This window comes from Salirhabdus euzebyi, assembly GCF_014207435.1.
In the GTDB taxonomy this organism is placed as follows: Bacteria; Bacillota; Bacilli; order Bacillales; family Alkalibacillaceae; genus Salirhabdus; species Salirhabdus euzebyi.
This window is the reverse complement of record NZ_JACHGH010000008.1, coordinates 116,588-135,248: the sequence shown is the minus strand read 5'-3', so window position 1 is coordinate 135,248 and position 18,661 is coordinate 116,588. Positions and strand designations below refer to the sequence as shown.

17 protein-coding genes are annotated in these 18,661 nt (G+C 36.5%); 16 read left to right on the top strand and 1 reads right to left on the bottom strand.

Annotation, left to right across the window (positions count from 1 at the left end; genetic code table 11):
• Positions 1-134: 134 nt before the first annotated feature.
• From gpr to deoC, 14 genes are all read left to right on the top strand, one after another.
• Positions 135-1,253: a GPR endopeptidase gene (gene gpr, locus HNQ94_RS13855; protein WP_376697750.1), complete on the top strand. Its 1,119-nt coding sequence runs from the start codon at positions 135-137 to the stop codon at positions 1,251-1,253.
• 149 nt (positions 1,254-1,402) lie between these two features.
• Positions 1,403-2,590 carry a stage II sporulation protein P gene (gene spoIIP, locus HNQ94_RS13850; RefSeq protein ID WP_174494607.1) on the top strand — a complete coding sequence of 396 codons (1,188 nt, stop codon included), beginning with the start codon at positions 1,403-1,405 and terminating at the stop codon, positions 2,588-2,590.
• A 5-nt stretch (positions 2,591-2,595) separates the two neighbouring features.
• Positions 2,596-2,940 (top strand): DUF3679 domain-containing protein, encoded by a 345-nt coding sequence (locus HNQ94_RS13845; RefSeq protein ID WP_174494608.1) that lies wholly within the window; start codon positions 2,596-2,598, stop codon positions 2,938-2,940.
• A gap of 168 nt (positions 2,941-3,108) precedes the next feature.
• On the top strand, positions 3,109-4,920 hold the full coding sequence (lepA, locus tag HNQ94_RS13840; RefSeq protein WP_174494609.1) for a translation elongation factor 4: 1,812 nt from the start codon (positions 3,109-3,111) through the stop codon (positions 4,918-4,920).
• A gap of 96 nt (positions 4,921-5,016) precedes the next feature.
• Complete coding sequence (gene hemW, locus HNQ94_RS13835) at positions 5,017-6,165, top strand: radical SAM family heme chaperone HemW (protein WP_174494610.1); 1,149 nt, start codon at positions 5,017-5,019, stop codon at positions 6,163-6,165.
• A gap of 134 nt (positions 6,166-6,299) precedes the next feature.
• The gene (gene hrcA / locus HNQ94_RS13830; RefSeq protein ID WP_174494611.1) at positions 6,300-7,331 is read left to right on the top strand and encodes a heat-inducible transcriptional repressor HrcA; all 1,032 of its coding nucleotides are present in this window, start codon (positions 6,300-6,302) and stop codon (positions 7,329-7,331) included.
• Between the two features lie 168 nt (positions 7,332-7,499).
• Positions 7,500-8,081, top strand: coding sequence for a nucleotide exchange factor GrpE (gene grpE, locus HNQ94_RS13825; protein ID WP_174494612.1), 582 nt, complete (start codon positions 7,500-7,502; stop codon positions 8,079-8,081).
• Between the two features lie 34 nt (positions 8,082-8,115).
• Positions 8,116-9,939, top strand: coding sequence for a molecular chaperone DnaK (gene dnaK / locus HNQ94_RS13820; RefSeq protein ID WP_174494613.1), 1,824 nt, complete (start codon positions 8,116-8,118; stop codon positions 9,937-9,939).
• Positions 9,940-10,111: 172 nt separating this feature from the next.
• On the top strand, positions 10,112-11,242 hold the full coding sequence (gene dnaJ, locus HNQ94_RS13815; protein ID WP_174494614.1) for a molecular chaperone DnaJ: 1,131 nt from the start codon (positions 10,112-10,114) through the stop codon (positions 11,240-11,242).
• Between the two features lie 34 nt (positions 11,243-11,276).
• Positions 11,277-12,224, top strand: a complete 948-nt coding sequence (prmA, locus tag HNQ94_RS13810; protein ID WP_174494615.1) for a 50S ribosomal protein L11 methyltransferase — start codon at positions 11,277-11,279, stop codon at positions 12,222-12,224.
• An 11-nt stretch (positions 12,225-12,235) separates the two neighbouring features.
• Positions 12,236-13,078, top strand: a complete 843-nt coding sequence (locus HNQ94_RS13805) for a DNA alkylation repair protein (protein ID WP_174494616.1) — start codon at positions 12,236-12,238, stop codon at positions 13,076-13,078.
• Between the two features lie 6 nt (positions 13,079-13,084).
• Positions 13,085-13,840 (top strand): 16S rRNA (uracil(1498)-N(3))-methyltransferase, encoded by a 756-nt coding sequence (locus tag HNQ94_RS13800; protein ID WP_174494617.1) that lies wholly within the window; start codon positions 13,085-13,087, stop codon positions 13,838-13,840.
• Positions 13,841-13,845: 5 nt separating this feature from the next.
• The gene (gene mtaB / locus HNQ94_RS13795) at positions 13,846-15,198 is read left to right on the top strand and encodes a tRNA (N(6)-L-threonylcarbamoyladenosine(37)-C(2))-methylthiotransferase MtaB (protein WP_174494618.1); all 1,353 of its coding nucleotides are present in this window, start codon (positions 13,846-13,848) and stop codon (positions 15,196-15,198) included.
• Between the two features lie 233 nt (positions 15,199-15,431).
• Positions 15,432-16,103: a deoxyribose-phosphate aldolase gene (deoC, locus tag HNQ94_RS13790; RefSeq protein WP_174494619.1), complete on the top strand. Its 672-nt coding sequence runs from the start codon at positions 15,432-15,434 to the stop codon at positions 16,101-16,103.
• A gap of 597 nt (positions 16,104-16,700) precedes the next feature.
• On the opposite strand, the gene HNQ94_RS13785 is transcribed toward deoC, so the two are convergent.
• The gene (locus tag HNQ94_RS13785; RefSeq protein WP_174494620.1) at positions 16,701-17,627 is read right to left on the bottom strand and encodes a Na/Pi symporter; all 927 of its coding nucleotides are present in this window, start codon (positions 17,625-17,627) and stop codon (positions 16,701-16,703) included.
• A 199-nt stretch (positions 17,628-17,826) separates the two neighbouring features.
• Here HNQ94_RS13785 and rpsU point away from each other — a divergent pair, with 199 nt between their 5' ends.
• Both rpsU and HNQ94_RS13775 read left to right on the top strand, forming a co-directional pair.
• Entirely contained in the window at positions 17,827-18,000 is a 174-nt protein-coding gene (gene rpsU, locus HNQ94_RS13780) for a 30S ribosomal protein S21 (RefSeq protein ID WP_174494621.1), read from the top strand.
• Positions 18,001-18,018: 18 nt separating this feature from the next.
• Positions 18,019-18,465 (top strand): GatB/YqeY domain-containing protein, encoded by a 447-nt coding sequence (locus HNQ94_RS13775; RefSeq protein WP_174494622.1) that lies wholly within the window; start codon positions 18,019-18,021, stop codon positions 18,463-18,465.
• The last annotated feature ends 196 nt before the right edge of the window (positions 18,466-18,661 follow it).

Below are 18,661 nucleotides of genomic sequence, written 5' to 3'. Positions count from 1 at the left end.
TGAAGAAGCTTACGAAATTTCATTATAACAAAAGTCATTTTACCAAAGCGATGGTAAGTTTTCAATAGAAAGATGTCAAGAAATCTTCCTTGTCGTATAAAGAGTTATAAGATTGGAAAACCTTTAATAATGAAATGGAGGGTCGTAACATGGACAAAAACGAACAATACCAAGTGCGGACTGACCTTGCAATTGAAGCAAGAGAAATGTTTGTTGAAAAAGAAGAAACGAAAAAAAAGACAAATGAAATTAAAGGCGTACACATAAAAGAGCGTAAAGAAGGCGACATGAAAATTACGTATGTCGAAATTGACGATGAGGGCTCAAAAGCTATCGGTAAAAAAGCAGGATCTTATTTAACATTAGAAACACAAAGCATTCGTAATCATGATACCAAAATGCAAGCAGAAACATCCAATATTGTTGCGAGAGAGTTAGAAAGATTTTTGGACAAAAGTAATATTAAAAAAGATGCTTCTTGTCTCGTGGTCGGCCTAGGGAATAGAAACGTTACTCCTGACGCTTTAGGGCCGGATACGATTGAAAAGTTATTAGTGACGAATCATTTATTCAAATTACAGCCCGAACATGTTGCTGATGGGTATCGTCCTGTATCAGCTGTATCACCTGGGGTTATGGGGTTAACTGGTATTGAAACGAGTGATATTATATTTGGCATCATTAACAAAGTAAAGCCTGACTTCGTGATCGCGATTGATGCACTTGCATCCCGTTCTATTCAAAGAGTTAATGCGACAATTCAAATATCCGACACTGGTATTCATCCAGGTTCCGGAGTTGGAAATAAACGAAAAGAACTTAGTAAGGAATCATTAGGTATCCCTGTTATTTCTATAGGGGTTCCGACAGTAGTGGATGCGGTGACGATCACAAGTGACACGATTGACTACTTACTCAAGCATTTTGGTAGAGAATTAAGAGATCATGATAAGCCGGCACGATCGCTGACTCCGGCAGGACTAACATTTGGAGAAAAAAAGGAATTTACGGAAGAAGATTTACCTGATATTGAACAAAGAAAAGCATTTTTAGGAATGGTTGGAAGTTTACCTGAGGAAGAAAAAAGACAGTTGATTGGTGAGGTTCTATCCCCTCTAGGCCATAACTTAATGGTAACACCAAAAGAGGTAGATGGCTTTATTGAAGACATGGCTCATTTATTAGCATCAGGAATAAATGGTGCTTTACATGAAGCGGTCCAGCAAGAGAATAAAGAAAATTACACAAAATAGGGACTAGCGCCAAGAGCGTTAGTCTCTCTTATAGTAAAACTAAATAGAGAAGATAGAGCAAAAAATAAATAGGGTTGGTTCTATTTCAAAAATCGTGCTCATATAGATTTAATAGAGAAGCTAGAATACGATTTGGGAAGGATGGAACCATGAAAATCCCTAAAGAAAAAGGTTTATTGAAGTCAGAACGTCTGAAAGCAGTCTATCAGGGGGCTACTATTTTAATTATATCTACTATAGCTTTATTTATGATAATAGGAGCATTAACGTCTGTAAAACCAACTTTCCGATTATCCTCTCAAGCAATAAATAACTGGACAGAAAATATGGAAGGATCAACTTTTCTATATTTATTTGGGCTAGAGAACCGAATGTTTGAAGGGGCATATCCAGAAGATCAAGAAAAAATTAATTGGTCATCTATCCTTTTTGAGACAGCTACTAATATAAGACCAGATGATTCTAGATCTTTACTAGGAAGGGAATTACCTGGATTTTCATTTTTTGATAGTAAAATTCTCGTAGCTGGAGAAGGTACAGATTATACGAACCTCCCTATTGAATCCTCTCCTCCAATAGAGGCGATAGCAGAAGATAAGGTAGCTAAAGTAGAGGAAGAGGAACCAGAGCTACCAAAACAACCAGATAATACGGAGGCTGGGCCAACTACAGATGGAAAAGAAGTAGTATTTATTTACTCAACACATAATAGAGAATCATTTTTACCTCATTTACCAGAAGCAACAATTGCTGACGAAGCATTTCATTCAGAGGTAAATATTACACAAGTGAATGATCGATTTGAAAAAGCCCTTGAAAATAACGGGATTGGTGCTGTTGCAGACGAAACAGATATATATAATAACTTGGTTGAAAATTCATGGGAATACTGGAAATCTTATGAAGCATCGAGACCGGTTTTACAAAATGCCATACAAGCTAATAAAGACTTACAATACTTTTTTGACTTTCATCGTGATGCCCAAGGAAGAGACATTACGACAAAAACATTTAATGGAGAAGCATACGCAAGACTTATGTTTGTGATCGGTGGAGAACATGAGAATTTTGAAAAGAATTATAAGCTAGCAAAACAATTACATGATTTATTAAACAAAAAGTATCCTGGAATTAGTCGCGGGGTTATGACGAAACAAGGGGCCGGTACGAACGGGAAATTTAATCAAGACTTATCTGAGAGAGCGATTCTCGTAGAATTCGGTGGAGTAGAAAATAACATGACGGAGCTTTATCGAACAGCAGACGTTTTTGCAGATGTTTTTAGTGAATTTTACTGGGATGCAGAAAAAGTTGATGGAAATCCATCAGGGAGTTGATAGAGATGATTCGTTTTACAATGACTTTTTTCCTTATGATCATATTGTTTTTAGGTGGCGTAATCGTAGGGTTTGACCAAGCTGGAAGCGGTATGAATAAATTAAGAGGAAATGATGTAGAATCATATGACGCCCTACAGACTGTGAAAACAGAAGATAATCAGTTTGGAGTGGAAGTGCTTGGACAAACCTTCACACAAGAATCCATTGATGAGAAACGGGAAGAATATAAAGAAATAAAAGAAGATGTTTTTACCGAGAAGCTCGCCTTTGCTCTAGAGAAAATCGTGAAATGGTTTTATAACATATTAATCCAAGGTGCTTATCAAATTTCACAACTGTTTTATTAATTCTTCGTTTAACTTTTCATATGGTTAAATGATAGTGAAAAAAGGGCAACCTGACATTAGGTTGCTTTTTTTACTGTTTGTTAAATCGAATAAGATTGAATCTTTAGTTTGCTATTGCTATAATCAATCCTAGTGATTGTTGGTGTTTTAAAACAGGAGTGATGGGACTTGACGAAGAGAAAACAGGAAAACATAAGGAATTTCTCGATAATTGCACATATTGATCATGGGAAATCAACGCTCGCTGATCGAATATTAGAGAATACAAAAGCTTTAACCCAGCGAGAAATGAAGGAACAGTTTCTTGATGCGATGGACTTAGAAAGAGAACGTGGTATTACCATTAAATTAAATGCTGTACAGTTAAAATATGATGCAAAAGATGGACAGGAATATACTTTCCATTTAATTGATACCCCAGGACATGTAGATTTCACTTATGAGGTATCGAGAAGTTTGGCAGCGTGTGAAGGTGCTATTTTAGTAGTAGATGCTGCACAAGGAATAGAAGCACAAACATTAGCAAATGTTTACTTGGCACTTGATAATGATTTAGAAATTGTTCCTGTTATTAACAAAATTGATTTGCCAAGTGCAGATCCAGAACGTGTTAAACAGGAGATTGAAGATGTGATTGGAATTGATGCAGAACATGCAATTTTAGCTTCTGCAAAAGCAGGAATAGGAATTGAAGACATATTGGAGCGTATTGTGGAACAAATTCCGCCTCCAGCAGGTGATCCAGATGCACCATTAAAAGCACTGATTTTTGACTCTTTATACGATTCCTATCGCGGTGTAGTTGCCTACATTTGTGTGAAAGAAGGTACTGTAAAAGTTGGAGATAAGATTAAAATGATGGCAACCGGAAAAACATTTGAAGTGAATGAAGTTGGTGTGTTTACCCCAAAACCAGTTTCAAAAGATGAACTTTCGGTTGGGGATGTAGGTTATTTAACAGCCTCTATCAAAAATGTTGGTGACTCACGTGTTGGGGATACTATTACTCTTTCTAATAAACCAGCTCAGGAACCTCTACCAGGTTATAAGCGCTTAAATCCAATGGTTTATTGTGGATTATTCCCTGTTGATGCTAATGAGTACAATGATTTACGTGAAGCTCTTGAACGATTGGAACTAAATGATTCTGCCCTTCAGTATGAAGCAGAAACTTCTCAAGCTTTGGGCTTTGGCTTCCGTTGTGGATTTTTAGGTTTACTTCATATGGAAATTATCCAAGAGCGAATTGAGAGAGAGTTTAATATTGATCTAATAACGACAGCACCGAGTGTTATCTATGAGGTTGAAATGACAGATTCTTCTGTTATTACGATAGAAAATCCATCGGCAATGCCTGATCCACAAGAAATTCATGAAATACGTGAACCTTATGTAAAAGCAACGATTATGGTTCCAAACGATTTTGTTGGAGCTGTTATGGAAATATGCCAGAAAAAACGTGGCGATTTCATTGATATGGTTTATATGGATGAAAATCGTGTCAACATCGTATATGATCTTCCTTTATCAGAAATCGTGTATGATTTCTTTGACCAATTGAAGTCACAAACAAAAGGTTATGCTTCTTTTGATTATGAATTAAAAGGGTATAAAACTTCTAAATTAGTAAAAATGGATATATTGTTAAATGCGGAACAAATTGATGCATTGTCCTTTATTGTACATCGTGATTTCGCTTATGACCGAGGAAAAGTAATCGTAGAAAAATTGAAAAAGATTATTCCAAGACAACAATTTGAAGTACCTATTCAGGCAGCTATTGGAAATAAGATTGTTGCACGTTCGAATATTAAAGCAATGCGTAAAAACGTTTTATCCAAATGTTACGGTGGTGACATTTCAAGGAAACGTAAATTGTTAGAAAAGCAAAAAGAAGGTAAAAAGCGAATGAAAATGGTGGGGAAAGTGGAAGTCCCACAAGAAGCCTTCATGTCTGTACTACAAATGGATGACGATTAAACCATTAATGTAAGGAAAACCGCAAGAAGTTCTTGCGGTTTTCCTGTTTTTCGTTCCTTATACCGATAATAGAAAAAAAGTAAAAGAGGTGAGTTAATGGTTCAATCTGTTTATATTCATATACCTTATTGCCATGAAATCTGTCATTACTGTGATTTTACAAAGGTTTACTATAACGAGGCTCAAGCAAATGATTATTTAGATGCGCTTCAACAAGAAATTAAACTCTATATAGGTAACGAGCGGGTAAAAGTGAACACGATTTATATTGGTGGTGGCACTCCGACTAGCCTTTCCGATACTCAATTCCAAAAATTGCTTCAAATTGTTCATCAATCTTTTGATGTGGAAAATTGTAAAGAATACACAATCGAAGCAAATCCAGGAGAATTTTCAGAAGAAAAAATGAAAATGCTCACGGAAATGGGAGTAAATAGAATTTCATTAGGGGTTCAAGTTCTAGACGATCATTTTCTCAAAATGCTTAACCGAAATCATCAAGTAAAAGACGTGGACCATACAGTGCTCGGATTGCAGTCTAATGGTATAACAAACATAAGTATGGACTTTATCTATGCTCTTCCTAATCAAACATTGGACCATTTTCGTACGACATTACAAGGAGCTTTGGATTATCAATTACCCCATTATTCTGCCTATGCGTTACAGATAGAACCGAAAACAGTTTTTTATATGCGCTATCAAAAAGGGAAGTTAACGAAACCACCAGAAGAGATAGAGGCTGAAATGTATACGACACTTGTAACGGAAATGGAAAAAAAGGGTTTAATGCATTACGAGGTAAGTAACTTTGGTAAGGTTGGATATGAAAGTCAACATAATTTAACATACTGGGACAATCAGTATTATTTTGGTTTCGGGGCAGGTGCCCACGGATATTTAGAAGGAAAAAGAATAGTAAACCTTAGACCAGTCAATCATTATATAAAGTTCATTAACGAAAACAAAAGACCAGTTCTTCATGAAGAGATCATAACAAAAAAAGAACAAATTGAAGAAGAAATGTTTTTGGGCTTGCGAAAGGCTGCAGGGGTTTCGAAAGATAAATTTCAAGCAAAATATCATGTTACCATAGATGAGCTATATAGATCAGAGTTAGAAGTTCTGAAGAAAAAAGGTTGGCTAAAAGAAGATAGTGAACATATTATGCTTACGAAAAATGGAATGCTATTTGGGAATGATGTTTTTAGTCGTTTTTTGTTAGATGATAATAGCAAACTATAAGACATTTCATTCAAGAAATAATAAAAAACCTCTACGGAAACGTGCGCTTTTTCGTTGACAAACGAATGCCCATTTGTTAATTTATTATTATAATTAGCACTCGGATGATGTGAGTGCTAACAGAGGTGATCATCTTGCTTACAGAACGCCAGTTACTTATATTACAAGTAATTATTGATGATTTTATTCATACTGCACAGCCAATTGGTTCTAGAGCTATTTCAAAAAAAGATGATGTGACTTTTAGCTCTGCTACCATTCGCAATGAAATGGCTGATTTAGAGGAAATGGGTTATTTAGAAAAAACCCATTCTTCTTCAGGGCGCATTCCTTCTGAAAAAGGTTATCGTTTTTACGTTGACCATTTGATGTCACCATTTTATTTATCTGTTGGAGATGTGAAACGGATTCACAACATGTTTGGAGACAGGATGATGGAATTTGAGCGTGTTGTAAATAAATCGGCTCAGGTTCTTTCCGATTTAACAAACTATACTTCCATTATTTTAGGCCCAGAAGTGTTTGAAACAGAATTAAAACAGCTGCAAATACTTCCATTGAATGCTCATTCTGCTGTTGCTATTCTTGTAACAAATACTGGGCACGTGGAGCATCGATCCTTTTCCATTCCAGTGGGATTAGACCCACAAGATTTAGAGAAAATAGTTAATATTTTAAATGAGAAGTTAAAAGGTGTTCCAATCCTTCAGTTAAATAAAAAAATTGAGTCAGAAGTAGTAGATCTTTTGAAAAAGCATACAAAAGATTATCAAAAAGCAGAGCAATATATTCAAGCTGCTTTATTTAATGAACAACCAACGAAGCTCTATGTAAGCGGAAAGACGAATATTATGATGCAACCAGAATTTAAAGATATAGAAAAGGTTAGATCGTTGTTTTCGATGATTGAGGAAGAAACGCAGATTGCTCCTATTTTACGATCGCAAGCACATGGTATAAATGTGATGATTGGTAAAGAAAATGAGCATGAAGCTATGAGGGATTGTAGCTTAATTACAGCATCCTATTCTCTCGGACAACAGCACATGGGGACTATTGCCCTGCTTGGTCCAACAAGGATGGAATATTCAAAAGTTATTTCATTGTTAAATGAATTATCCAATCAAATGTCAAAAACGTTTAAGGTATGGTATCAAAATTCATAATCTAGGTAATAGATAGTATAGATGGCATTTTGAGCCTTTGTGCGCCTTTTTCCTTATAAGGCGCTCCGTTTTTGTTTAACCTAGCTATCTTTTTATTTTTGTTTTATTGCAATTCATGATATATTCATAACCGTTGCATTCCATAAAAGTACAAGTGAGGTGACAGGGATGACAGACAAGGAAAATCAAAACGAACAAGTTGTAGATGAACGAGAGGAAGTAGAAGCGGTAGTAGAGGATGAAGTTATCGCTGAGCAAGAAGTGGAAACACTTGAAGAAACAAAGGAACAAGATTCGCTACAAGCTGAACTAAGCAAGGTTCAACAAGAAAAAGACGAACTCTATCAAAAACTATTAAGAGCTCAAGCAGATTTTGATAATTTTCGCCGTAGAGCAAAAAAGGAACGGGAAGCAGACCTTAAATATAAATCCCAGGAACTAGTAACAGAGCTTCTACCAGTGGTAGATAACTTTGATCGTGCTTTAAAGTTAGAGGTTAATGAAGATACGATGCAGGGCTTTGTCGATGGGATGAATATGGTATATCGCCAACTAACTCAAGCACTTGAAAAAGCAGGTGTGGAGGAAATTAAGTCTGAAGGCGAACAATTTGACCCGCATTTACATCAAGCGGTGATGCAAGAGTCAGATGATAGCAAGGAGCCTAATACTGTAATGGAAGTATTACAAAAAGGGTATATTTTAAAAGATAGAGTAATCAGACCAGCAATGGTAAAAGTAAATCAATAAATTACATATAGAATGTTAAAGGAGGAACTATACCATGAGTAAAATCATAGGGATTGACTTAGGTACTACTAACTCATGTGTCGCTGTAATGGAAGGTGACGAATCAAAAGTAATTCCAAATCCAGAGGGTAATCGCACGACACCATCTGTTGTCGCTTTTAAGAATGGGGAAAGACAAGTAGGGGAAGTGGCGAAGCGCCAAGCTATCACAAACCCAAATACAATTCTTTCTATTAAGCGTCATATGGGTACAGATTATAAAGTTAATATTGAGGGGAAAGATTATACGCCTCAAGAAATTTCAGCTATTATTTTACAACACCTTAAATCTTATGCGGAAGACTACTTAGGAGAAAAGGTAGAAAAGGCTGTTATTACTGTTCCTGCATACTTTAATGATGCAGAACGCCAAGCAACTAAAGATGCTGGTAAAATTGCTGGACTTGAAGTAGAAAGAATTATTAACGAACCTACAGCAGCAGCATTAGCTTACGGTATTAATAAAGATGAAGACCAAACTGTTCTTGTATATGACCTTGGTGGTGGTACGTTTGACGTATCTATCTTAGATATTGGTGATGGTACGTTTGAAGTTGTTTCTACAGCTGGTGATAACCGTCTAGGTGGAGATGATTTTGACCAAGTCATTATCGACCACATGGTAGCTGAGTTCAGAAAAGAAAATGGCATTGATTTATCCAAAGATAAAATGGCATTACAACGTTTGAAAGATGCAGCTGAAAAAGCGAAAAAAGATCTTTCTGGTGTAACACAAACACAAATTTCTCTACCATTTATCACAGCTGGTGAAGCTGGACCATTGCACTTAGAAATGAACTTAACACGTGCGAAGTTTGAGGAAATTTCTTCAGACCTAGTAGAACGTACGATGGGACCTACTCGTCAAGCAATGTCTGATGCAGGTTTAAGTGCAAATGATATTGATCAAATTATTCTAGTTGGTGGTTCTACTAGAATTCCAGCTGTTCAAGAAGCAATCCGTAAAGTTATTGGTAAAGAACCTTCTAAAGGGGTAAACCCTGATGAAGTAGTTGCTCTTGGAGCTGCTATTCAAGGTGGAGTTCTTCAAGGTGATGTAAAAGACGTTGTATTACTTGATGTAACACCACTATCTCTTGGTATCGAAACAATGGGTGGAGTATTTACAAAGCTAATCGAACGTAATACTACGATCCCAACAAGTCATTCCCAAGTTTTCTCTACGGCTGCTGACAATCAAACAGCTGTTGATATCCATGTACTTCAAGGGGAAAGAGAAATGGCTGCTTACAATAAGACATTGGGCCGTTTCCAATTAGCTGATATCCCACCAGCACCACGTGGTGTACCTCAAATTGAAGTATCATTTGATATTGATGCGAACGGTATCGTGAATGTTAGAGCAAAAGATATGGGTACGAATAAAGAGCAATCCATTACGATTAAGTCCTCTTCTGGTCTATCTGACGAAGAAGTAGAAAAAATGGTTAAAGAAGCGGAAGAACATGCAGAGGAAGATAAAAAACGTCGTGAAGAAGTAGAACTTCGTAACGCTGCTGATCAACTAGTATTCACAACAGATAAAACATTAAAAGACTTAGCAGATAAAGTTTCGGAAGAAGAAAAAGCGAAAGCAGAAGAAGCAAAAGAAGCTTTAAAGAAAGCGTTAGAAGAGAATAACCTAGAGGACATTAAAGCGAAGAAAGAAGCGCTAGAAGAAATTGTTCAAAATCTTTCTGTAAAGCTTTATGAAGAAGCACAAAAACAAGCACAGCAAGCTCAAGGTGAAGGTACAAAAGATGATAACGTCGTTGATGCAGACTATGAAGAAGTCAATGATGAAAATGAGAATAAGTAATTACTAATTGAAAAGTCAAAGTCAGGGTATTCTTGACTTTGGCTTTTTTACCGTAAATGACCAACCTTGTTAAGTGAACAAAATATTCGAATAGAACGTGTTCATTGCACTTTTTTATCAAGAAATGTTAATATAATCTTTATGTGAGAAGATTCGGGAGAGTGATTGGCTAGTGAGTAAACGAGATTATTATGACGTATTAGGAGTTTCAAAGGAAGCTTCAAAAGATGAAGTGAAAAAAGCTTATCGCAAACTAGCGCGTCAATACCATCCGGATGTTAATAAAGAAGCGGATGCTGCGGATAAGTTTAAAGAAGTTAAAGAAGCGTATGAAGTATTGAGTAACGAACAAAAGCGTGCTCAGTATGATCAGTTTGGCCATGCAGGACCTAATCAAGGACAAGGTTTTGGTGGATTTGGTGGTGCGGAAGACTTTGGTGGATTTGGTGATATATTTGATATGTTTTTTGGTGGCGGTGGACGTCGCCGTGATCCGAATGCTCCAAGAAAAGGTGCAGATTTACAATACACGATGGATTTAGGATTTGAAGAAGCTATTTTTGGTAAAGAAACAGATATTCACATTCCTAAGGAAGAAGAATGTGAAACGTGTCATGGTTCTGGGGCTAAGCCAGGAACAACTCCAGAAACATGTTCCCACTGTAATGGATCAGGGCAACTTAATCAGGAGCAAAATACACCTTTTGGTCGAATTGTAAATCGTAGAGCATGTCATCATTGTCAAGGAACCGGTAAGATGATTAAGAATAAGTGTCATACTTGTGGCGGGGATGGAACGGTTAAGAAAAGAAAGAAAATACACATTTCTATTCCAGCAGGTATTGATCATGGACAACAAATTCGAATTTCAGGTCAAGGGGAACCAGGTCAAAACGGTGGACCGGCAGGGGATTTATATGTAGTGGCAAGAGTGAGACCACATGAGTTTTTTGAAAGAGAAGGCGAAGATATTCATTGTGAAATGCCTCTAACGTTTGCTCAAGCGGCATTAGGAGATGAAATTGAAGTTCCTACAGTTCACGGTTTAGTTAAACTAAAAATACCAGCTGGTACACAAACAGGTACGCACTTTAGACTACGTGGAAAAGGTGTACCTAATGTTCATGGTCAAGGGACGGGTGACCAGCATATACATGTGAAGGTTATAACACCTAAAAATTTATCAAGTCGCCAAAAAGAGCTATTACGAGAATTTCACGACATTAGCGGAAATGAATCAATTGATGAACAACAAGATAACATTTTCCAACGCATGAAAAGAGCCTTTAAAGGTGAATCATAAGTGTTTTTAAATTTGAAAAAGTGAGTTGATCCCTTTGAAATGGTCCGAAATTTGTATCCATACGACGAATGAAGCGGTTGAACCAATTTCTAACATACTACACGAAATTGGTGCAAGTGGTGTAGTAATTGAAGATGCTCTTGATTTACTAAAAGAATATGACACAACATTTGGTGAAATATATGAATTAAATCCAAATGATTATCCTGAAGAAGGTGTATTTGTTAAAGCATACTTACCAGTTAATAGCTTTTTAGGTGAAACGGTAGAAGAAATTAAACAAGCAATTAGTGGTTTGATTAAGTATGACATTGATATTGGTAGAAATAACGTAACGATAAGTGAAGTGAATGAACAAGAATGGGCAACAGCTTGGAAAAAATATTACAAGCCGGTTAAAATCTCAAAAAGAGTGACCATTATTCCAACATGGGAAGAATATGAACCTGTTGACAGTGATGAAATTATATTAGAGTTGGACCCAGGTATGGCATTTGGGACAGGAACACATCCGACTACTATACTGAGCTTACAAGCCCTAGAGCAATATATAAATAAAGAGGACATTGTACTGGATGTTGGATCAGGATCAGGTGTATTAAGTATTGCTGCAGCTTTATTTGGAGCGAAACAAATTTATGCTTTTGATTTAGATGAAATTGCAGTAAAAAGCACGACAATAAATGCGAAGTTAAACAAAGTAGAAGGTAAGATCATAGCTAAGCAAAACGATCTTCTTAAAAAAGTTGACGTTAATGCCGATGTTATTGTGTCCAATATTTTAGCAGAAATCATCGTGCGATTTACAGATGAAGCGTTTGCTTTACTTAAAGAAGGCGGGACCTTTATCACTTCTGGCATTATTCAAACGAAAAAAGAAGAAGTCAGGGAAAAGCTAAAATCTTCAGGCTTTGAAATTATTGAAACAAATCAGATGGAAGATTGGATTGCATTTGTTGCCAAAAAGCCAATTTCTAATTGAGGACTATTCCTATGATTTTTCCTGACTGGTTAAAACAGTTTATAGAAAAAGTAGAAATAGAACCTCAGAAAAGTTTAGAATTATTAAAAGTTCATGGTGTTGGAGCTAGAGGTACGCCCAAAAGTGCTATAAAGTTAAAAGCTATTGAGGCAATTATTAATCACTTTGCAAATCTAAAAATACTTCAGATAGCAAATTCCTTTATAGGCTTAGAAGACGATACCGCAAAAGAGATATCAGCTCATTTACTAGCGGAGGTCTATTTAAGAGAACCAGAATGTATTTCTAATAAGCTAAAAAGGTTAGCAGATGATGATAATTGGGAAGTAAGAGAGTGGGTTGCTAGTGCTGTTGGAAGTATAGTAACCAATCATTTCTCATCCTTTCATACAGAAGCACTTAATTGGGCGAATGATACTTCTCCAAATGTGAGAAGAGCGATTGCTGTGGCTGTTAAATACGCTTCAAAAACTAGAAATGAGCATTTTGCAGAGCCCTTTCTTGATATAGTGGAAATGCTCTTAACTGATTCGAATACTTATGTGAAGAAAAACTTAGGTCCATTTGTTTTAGGAGACGGATTATTAAAATACTTTCCTGAATTTTTCCTAACTAGATTAGAGAAATGGATAGAAATAGATAATGAGCATGCAAGGTGGAACATTGCTAAAGTATTTTCTGCAGCTGAAGGTATAAAGTATGTACAACACGCAGAACACGTCCTGAAGGTGTTAGCTAATGATGAACGCGTTATAGTCAAAAGAGCTTTTCAATCCACATTGAATCAAATAAAGCAAAAAGATAGAGAAGCGTTTGAACGAATAGCTTATTTAATAAGTCAGGAAAGCAGGTAGATTACAGTGCAACGGTATTTTGTTCAAGAAACGAATTGGACAAACGAACATAGAGTTGATGTCACAGGTGATGATGCAAGGCATATTTCAAAGGTGATGCGGATGAAGGAAAAAGATCAGATTATTTGCTGTCATCCAGGTGGTAAATCTGCCTTGTGTGAAATAGAAGAATTCACCAATGAAAAAGTAATCTGTCATGTAGTACAATGGTTAAATGAGCATAAAGAAATGCCAGTGGAAGTAACTATTGCACAAGGGCTTCCGAAAGGTGATAAACTTGAATTGGTTGTGCAAAAAGGAACAGAGCTTGGGGCTGCTGCTTTTTTACCATTTCAAGCTGAAAGATCTGTTGTCAAATGGGATCAAAGGAAATCGGATAAGAAGATTGAACGACTAGCTAAAATTGCGAAAGAGGCTAGTGAACAATCCCATCGAACCTCGATTCCGAAGATCCATGAACTTGAAAATTTTCAAGGACTCTTAAGGTTTTGTGAGTCCTTTGACCATAAAATTGTTGCTAGTGAAGTTGAGGCTAAAAAAGAAGCTCCATCTTTACTAAGTGACATGATTAGTAATATAAACCCTGGGCAACGTGTTGTTGTCGTCATTGGTCCAGAGGGAGGATTTTCTAATCAAGAATTAGAAATAATGGGGCAACACGGCTTTTTATTCACCCGTTTTGGACCAAGGATTTTACGAACGGAAACTGCTCCCTTTTATTTTTTATCAGTTATGTCCTATCATTTTGAGGAATTGAGGTGAGGAAAATGGCAACTGTTGCTTTTCATACGTTAGGTTGTAAAGTAAATCATTATGAAACAGAGGCTATTTGGAACTTCTTTAAAGAAAACGGATATGAACGTGTTGATTTTGATCGTAAATCAGACGTTTATGTTATTAATACATGTACGGTAACAAACACTGGTGACAAGAAGAGCCGTCAAACAATTAGACGTGCAATTCGTAAAAATCCCGATGCAGTTATTTGTGTAACAGGATGTTATGCTCAGACTTCTCCAGGAGAAATTATGGAAATTCCAGGGGTAGATGTTGTTGTTGGTACAAAAGACCGTAAAAAGATGTTGGATTATATTGAACAGTACAAAGAAGATCGTCAACCAATTAATGGTGTAACGAACATTATGAAAACTCGTGAATTTGAAGAGATGGATGTGCCAGCCTTTACCGACCGCACACGTGCTTCACTTAAAATTCAGGAGGGCTGTAATAACTTCTGTACTTTCTGTATCATTCCATGGGCACGTGGATTACTGCGTTCTAGAAAACCGGAAGATGTATTAGTACAAGCACAACAACTAGTTGATGCTGGGTATAAAGAGATTGTTCTTACAGGTATTCACACTGCTGGATATGGCGAGGACATGAAGGAGTATAACTTTGCTAAACTATTACGTGAACTAGAAAGTAATGTAGTGGGCTTAAAGCGTATTCGTATTTCCTCAATCGAGGCTAGTCAAATTACCGATGAAGTGATTGAAGTTTTAGATCAATCGGAAAAGATTGTTCGTCACTTGCATATACCGTTACAATCTGGATCTGATACCGTTTTAAAGAGAATGCGCCGTAAATATACTTCTGCTTTTTATAAAGAGAAGGTAGAAAAAATTCGTAAGGCTCTACCCGGTCTAGCCATTACATCTGATGTAATTGTAGGATTCCCAGGTGAAACAGAAGAAGAATTTATGGAAACATACAATTTTATTCGTGATATTGGCTATTCTGAGTTGCACGTTTTCCCATACTCTATGAGAACGGGTACTCCTGCTGCTCGAATGGATAACCAAATTGAGGATGACGTGAAAAATAATCGTGTTCATCGTTTAATTGAATTATCAAATCAACTAGCAAAAGAGTATGCTTCTCAATACGAAGGAGAAGTTTTGGAAATGATTCCAGAGGAACACTCCAAAGAAGACTCAAACAGCAATATCTATGTAGGCTATACAGATAACTATTTAAAAGTGAAACTAGAGGCTACAGAAGATATGATTGGTAAGATTGTTAAGGTCAAGATTACGAAGGCAGGATACCCATATAATGAGGGCCAATTTGTTCGTGTAATGGAAGAAGAAAACGAAGTAGTATCATTAACTTCATAAAAGAAAAAAGGTTAAACATGTAGGCTATGTCCAATGTTTAACCTTTTTTATGTGTAAAGACTTTATGAGGGGAAGAATGCATTTTTGAAAACAGTAATTTTTCGCAGTAATGTGAAAAAGGTAACATGGTTTTCTTATATATGACCCCTTTTTTTGTCATACTAGGAAGCATAGCTTTTTATTTTTAACAATGATAATATGTAGAAAGATAACGAATAAAGGATGTGTAAAGATTGAACAAAGAACTAGCAAAGAAGATTGATCACACTCAGTTAAAACCTGACACGCAAAAAGAAAAAATAGACGTGCTTTGTGAAGAGGCTAAAGAATATGAATTTGCATCTGTTTGTGTAAATCCATATTGGGTTACATATTGTTATGAAAAGTTAAAGGATAGTCCTGTAAAAGTTTGTACAGTAATTGGTTTTCCACTGGGTGCAACAACGACAGCTGTGAAAGCTTTCGAAACGAAAAATGCTATTGAGAACGGTGCGACGGAAATTGATATGGTGATAAATGTAGGTGCACTAAAGGATGGAGATTACGACGTTGTAAAACAAGATATTGAAGCAGTCGTCGAGGCAGCAAAGAGTAAGGCAATTGTTAAAGTTATTATTGAAACATCTTTATTAACAGAAGAGGAAAAAGTAAAGGCCTGTGAACTATCTAAAGATGCTGGCGCAGACTTTGTGAAGACATCAACTGGCTTCTCAGGTGGAGGAGCTACGGTTGAAGACATAAAACTAATGCGAAAAACAGTTGGCACTGATTTAGGAGTAAAAGCCTCTGGTGGTGTCCGTGATGGCAAAGCTACACAGGATTTAATAGAAGCAGGCGCTACAAGAATAGGAGCTAGTTCTGGCGTGGCAATAGTAAAAGGCGGAACAAGTGATCAAGCATATTAAAAGCAGGTTGATATCTAATAGTTTGTTTTTTACACAGTTGATAGAAAATACGACGTAACTTAATGTATCTGGAACCCAGCCGCTACGGAAATACACTACGCGCACCTTAGGGCTCGCGCTGAGCCTCCTCACTCGCACAGAACGCTCGCTGTGGGGTCTCAACGTCTTCGCTGTCCCGTAGGGAGTCTACGTGTATTTCCTTCGCTAAGCATGTGCTTATCTTTAATGTACGGATGAATTGGGCAAAAGAAAGTTAAAAATATAGCCTTAGTAGGAAGTATTATCTAACATGCCTATATGGTTTACCACTTTTCTTAAATCAGAAAATCAATCTTAGCGTAGGCAGAATACGCAGAATACGCAGAATACGCAGAATACGCAGATTCCTACTGGATAGCACGTGTCTGAAGACCCCGGAGCAGTGCTTTTCCGTGAGGAGGCTGAGGCCGTGCTCGTGGAAAGCGAAGTATTTTGCCGAAGCGGTCATATAGCACTGACCAAATTACAAAGTTACTTCGCAGTTTAAGTAAACATCGAAAGATAATAACAATCATTTACAAAAAAGGAAATCCTAATCAGGATTTCCTTTTTTGTATGTTAGATTCTCCTGCTAGACCATTGAATAAAGGATGCAAAAGGCTTAATAAACGGAAGGAAAAGTAAGCTTATGACAACATTAAATATGACAGAGGCATGCGCTAATTGCCGCCCGGGAATGTCTGACAATTGCATAGAAATGTCGCTTAGTAGTTGTATTAATGGTAGGAAGATGATAACACCTATAACATTAATCCATACATGTGCATAAGCAGTCCATTTCGCTTCCTTTTTACCACCAATAGAAGCCAAAATAGCCGTAAAGCATGTCCCAATGTTAGCACCCAATACCATAATAATAGCACTAGATAGAGTTAAGAGATCTTTGTTTATAAAGCTCATAATCATACCTGTTAAGGCACTAGAAGATTGAATGATGGCAGTCACAATTATACCAAATAATAAGCTGTAACTCGTGTTTCCCCCAATTGAAACCAGACCCTCATCTAAGTATGGGGTTCTTCGTATAGGCTCTACTAAGCTCTCAAATCCATATAGAGCAGTAAATACTGTCCCTAGACCGAATAATATACAACCGACAGAAAAAAATATTTGTTTATGTATACACAAACAGATAAAACCAATAATTAATGTTCCCCACATTAACCATATGTTGGAAAATGACATAATTTCTGCTGTAACGGTTGTCCCCACATTTGCCCCAAGAATAATAGCAATTGCATTTTTAAAGGCCAACAAACCAGTCGAGGTTAAACTAACAATTAACACTATAGTAGTGGAACTACTTTGCATAATAGCTGTTACAATAACGCCAACTAAAAATCCATTTATGGGATTAGACGTATGTTTGCTTAACCATGCTTTCATTTTTCTATAGGAAATTTGCTGAATTCCTGTTTTTAATATCATTAAACCAAATAAAAAAATAGTGATGTAAACAATAAAAGAAGTCATTATACTTTCCACAATAGATTCACCTCAATACATTGTATGGACAAGGGCTATTTTCATGTATAAAAAATATTCAATTAAAATTAAACAGGAAATGTTGCATAATGAAGTTGACCGTCAAGCTATGTTTTAATATAATATTTAAAGATGTGTATCGAATTGATAGGTACATGTCGCCGAGATCTGTTTGTGCAGTTGGAGGGAGGGAAAAAGCATGTCAAATACTCGCGTTCGAAAAAATGAGTCTCTTGAAGATGCACTTCGTCGCTTTAAGCGTTCAGTTTCTAAAAGTGGAACTTTGGCTGAGTACCGTAAAAGAGAATATTACGAGAAGCCAAGCGTGAAGAGAAAGAAAAAATCAGAGGCTGCAAGGAAGCGTAAAAAGTAAGAAGAGGGTGTAATAGAAGTGACTTTGCTTGAAAGACTTAATCATGATATGAAGGAAGCAATGAAGAAAAAGGATAAACCCGCACTTAATGTTATCCGAATGGTAAAGGCTTCTATCCAAAATGAAGCGATTAAACAAGGTAAACCTCAACTAACAGAGGACGAAGAATTATCTGTATTATCGCGCGAGCTAAAGCAAAGAAATGATTCCCTCCACGAGTTTCAGGATGCCGGCCGAGATGACCTAGTCGAGAAAACTGATGAAGAAATTAAAATATTGCAAAAATATATGCCTGAACAGTTATCTGATGATGAGTTAGCCACATTGGTCGAAGAAACGATAAAAGCAGTCGGTGCTGAATCGAAAAATGACATGGGCAAAGTAATGGGCGCTTTAATGCCGAAAGTAAAAGGTAAGGCTGACGGTTCAAAAGTAAATAAGCTTGTTATGAAGCATTTGTCTTAAATAAAAAAGGTTGCCTAAGGGCAGCCTTTTTTTACTGTACAGAGTTGCTCCTACATTGTTTATCCTGTTGAAAAAGGTTATCCTAAATGAGAAGTAATTTACTTCACTTATTAGCATAAATGGACATCTTTTATAAAAAAATAATTGAAACTTTTCTATGCTAAAAGACGTAAATGTACATAATAGACATAGGAAG